The sequence below is a fragment of the Jeotgalibacillus marinus genome (assembly GCF_040801915.1).
Taxonomy (GTDB): domain Bacteria; phylum Bacillota; class Bacilli; order Bacillales; family Jeotgalibacillaceae; genus Jeotgalibacillus; species Jeotgalibacillus marinus.
This window is the reverse complement of sequence record NZ_JBFMIA010000044.1, coordinates 1-3,658: the sequence shown is the minus strand read 5'-3', so window position 1 is coordinate 3,658 and position 3,658 is coordinate 1. Positions and strand designations below refer to the sequence as shown.

1 protein-coding gene and 1 pseudogene are annotated in these 3,658 nt (G+C 40.0%); both read right to left on the bottom strand.

Annotated elements, in window-relative coordinates; translation table 11 throughout:
* Positions 1 to 225: pseudogene (locus tag AB1471_RS16650) on the bottom strand (DUF1617 family protein); the annotation flags it as partial.
* Positions 226 to 239: 14 nt separating this feature from the next.
* On the bottom strand, positions 240 to 3,658 hold a 3,419-nt coding region (locus AB1471_RS16645; RefSeq protein ID WP_367780883.1), incomplete at its 5' end, for a tail fiber domain-containing protein.

The window sequence follows — 3,658 nt, the reverse complement described above, 5'->3', positions numbered from 1 at the left end:
CACGTCCCACTCTTGACCGTTGTTTTTAATTTTAGGATTACCCTCTTCGTCCAAGCGGCAATGCTCTTTTAACAACTCTTGTTCTTGTTCCGCCACTTCCTTCAATCGTTCGTCTAAAACCTTGACTAACTTACTACGTTGACGAGACTGTTTCCCTTTTAAAGGTAAATCAAAAAGCAGGCTGATCGCCTGCCCTAGTATTTCGTTTTTAATTTCTACTTTCATGTGTTTTCCCTCCTTTAAATGGCTTCTTCAAGTGTTTGAATTCGTGCTTTTAGTAGTTGATTTTCTATTTTCAGGTCGTTGATTCGTTTATCTTGATCGTTAGATTTGGTAGATAGCTCCTGAGTTGCTTTGACGTTGTACGAAACTAACTTATACATATTAATAGCGATTCCATCGGTCGTTGCCACCGAAGGACTGTCCTCGGATATTAAGCCGACTTGTCGATTATTGAATTCACCTTTCTCTAAATCACTAATCAAGTCATACTTTACTATCGTCAGTTGATTGACTAGATCTAAACCATTATCATTCATTTTTTCAATATTTGTTTTAAAAGTTCGGCTAGAAAGGTTTCCGATTTCTCTAGCCTTAACTTTATTCGCTTCAAGGGCTCCTGTGTTTTTATCTCCATTTCCGTTTGTCACATATACAGTTGGATCTCCAACTGTTGTCTTTTTAAACCTCAGACCACAAGCAAAATTTGTACCCGGCGAACCGTAGGCAATCCATCCGTCTGTGTCGCTAGGGCTGGAATTGAGTTTGACTGAAAATTTAAACTCGTTGTTCCCAACCCTGCTGGTTCGTAATGGTCTAATGTACACATTAGCTACTTCACTGTCGATGTAAACTGTTGAATTTGCATCAAGCATTATTTTATTTTTTTCAGATCTTAGTCCTATAACTCCCGAATTTGAATGCATAGTGAGGCCCATAGCTGTATCAGAATAAGACTTATCATGAAACGCAATTGTACCTGATGACGAATCATCTCCCGATCCGTCGGCAAATGTTGATATGCCATAATCAGAAAAGTATAATGACCAATTTTTTGAGTCATTCCTTGCTCTCAGATACCCTCTTTCAAATTTCATCTTAATATCATGGGTTTCAGTTAGTCCTCTCCATGTCCTCTCAAACTTTCCGCGTGACTCAAAAAAAGAACCCTCTATCTTCGTGTAGTCATTCGTCGTTCCACCAAAAATAGTAATGTTAGAGGCGTCTAACGTTCCTGATTTTATTTTATCGGCTGACAATTCTCCAATATGAGAACTGTCAATCTGTGCTTCCCCGATTTGAGCTTTTTCAATCGCGCCCTCTGCAATCTGTGCTGTTTTAATTATAGCTGTCCCAAGATGGGCGTTTTCAATCACTCCATTTTTGATGGCTGCTGATCCGATCGCTCCATCTCTGATATAGGTGGTGCCCCCATCAAGGTAGACATCACCGTCTAGCTCAATCATTTCTGCTTTTATTTTGACCGATCCAGCAGTTTGATTGATTGACGATATAATCTCATCTTCTTCAACTTTCAATTCTATCTGACCAGCTTGAACCTTTAAAGATGCCTCTGCTTCGGTCATGCGACCGTCAACAATGTCCAATTCCTTTACTGTCAAATCAATGGAGTCAGATAGTTGCGTGATGGATGATTCGGATGATTCGACTCTTGTACCTAAGTCATCTAGGTCAATTTCCAAACTACTTACACTAGTATAAATCCCATCTATATCCACGGTTAACTCGGATACTTGGCTTTTAACAGTTGTGACCTCTCCGTCAATTGTATCCACTTGATCTTGTTCAGCTTTTAAAACAATCGATGTTGCTAGTTGAGTAATACTACTTTCAGCATTAGAAATAGATGCTGTGTTGCCATCTACCGTTTGTTCTAACTCACTAACTTCTAAACTTATAGAATCGGCTTTTTGATCAATGCTTGAAGCGTATTGTTGGACGTTTTCGATCGATGAGTCAATGTCCTCAGGTGCTGGCGTCCAGTCTGTGGCTTTGTTGCCTTTTTCGATTTTAAAGCCGCCTATGTCTAAATATTTACCTACCATAGATACAGCTGATCCACTTGAATTTGAAGCCTGCAACATAACTCGAACAATACTGTCATCTTTTAAATTTTGAGATACATTTGGTGCAGTTATACTAATTCTAGTCCAAATTCCTGTAGGAACAGGAACAACAACTGTTTCTAATATCGTATCGTCAGTATTCTGAGTGTCATACAATCGAATCCGGATATAAGCGTCTTCCAAATCCGTCCGAACATTTACTGATGCGGTTATGTCGTTATCTTGCCAACTCCCATCAGTAATATCAGTTGAGGGAATAGAATTGTATAGGTTTATTAACGGATTAGACGCGCCCTCACGAGAAGTGTATCGATGGTAATCCTCAAACACTTCTTTATCTACTGGATAGATATTGCTGTTATTTGAATGGTTATCTACAAGTAGACTGTTTCTGAGTAAGTTGCGCCCACCAATCTCCAACCCATCTAAATCAACCTGCAAACTTTCGACACTAGTAGAAATCCCGTCAACGCTCACCTCAAGCGATGCGAGGTTTTCCTGTACCCCTGCTACTTTTCCGTCAACGATTGTAAGTTCGGCTGATTCAGCTTTCGCTTCAATTTGTCCAGCTTGCACCGACAATTCAGACTGCACTTCTCGAACGTCACCAGTAACGGTATTTAATGCTCCTTCACTTGCTTTTAAGTTGATTTCAGTAGCATTAGCATCGATTTGTGTTTGCTGATTTTCTATCGTGTTCTCAACATTTGAAAGACTATTAATCGTTGTATAAAGTGTGCCCTCAACCTCATCAATATCACGTTCGACCGTTGTAACTCGACCGTCATTTGCGAGTAGTTCTTCTTCATTTTCAGAAACACGAGAACGCAAGTCATCGGAAGTGTTCTGCAAAGAGTCTACTCGACTATCAATCCCCGATACGTCTCCTGATATTAGGTTGATGTCGCCTAGCATCTCGCTTAATTCACTGTTGACTAAACTAAACTCGCCATCTACATAGTTCAATCCTGCTTTTTCCGCAAGCTCTTTGTTGATCGCTTCTTCAGCCTCTTGAATTTCTTCATCAGTATACTTCTTAGCCGTTTCCTGAATGGCCTCCAGAGCTTCTTCTTTCATTTTGTCAATTCCCACAGTTCCGCCAGCCAAAATTTCAGCATTTTCACTCAATTCACGTAGCTCTTCTGCGATTTCTTCTCCAAAAAGAATGTCATCACTGATTATTCTAGCGGTTGTGTCTGAGACTTCTTTGCTAAAGTCACTTTGAGTGCCATGAGTATTCACCGCTCGTACACGGAAATACCATTGCTCGTTGACATCTGCGTTGTAAGAACAAATACTTGTTTTTCCACGAAAAACTAAATTGGAACTATCAGGATGAAATCCTTTAACTTGCGAAGCGAAAACCTCGTAATTGGCGATATATAAATCCGGAACAAAATCCCACTCAATAATGATTGAGCGAAAAGCACCTGTCGCTTGGACATTTATTGGAACAGGCGGCTCAATATCAGGGAAATTTGAATCATCAACACTGCTCCATTTACCCGAATTATTATTGATTGTATCCACTACATCGTCCAAACGTGTGTCATCAGTATAGAGAGGCAAAA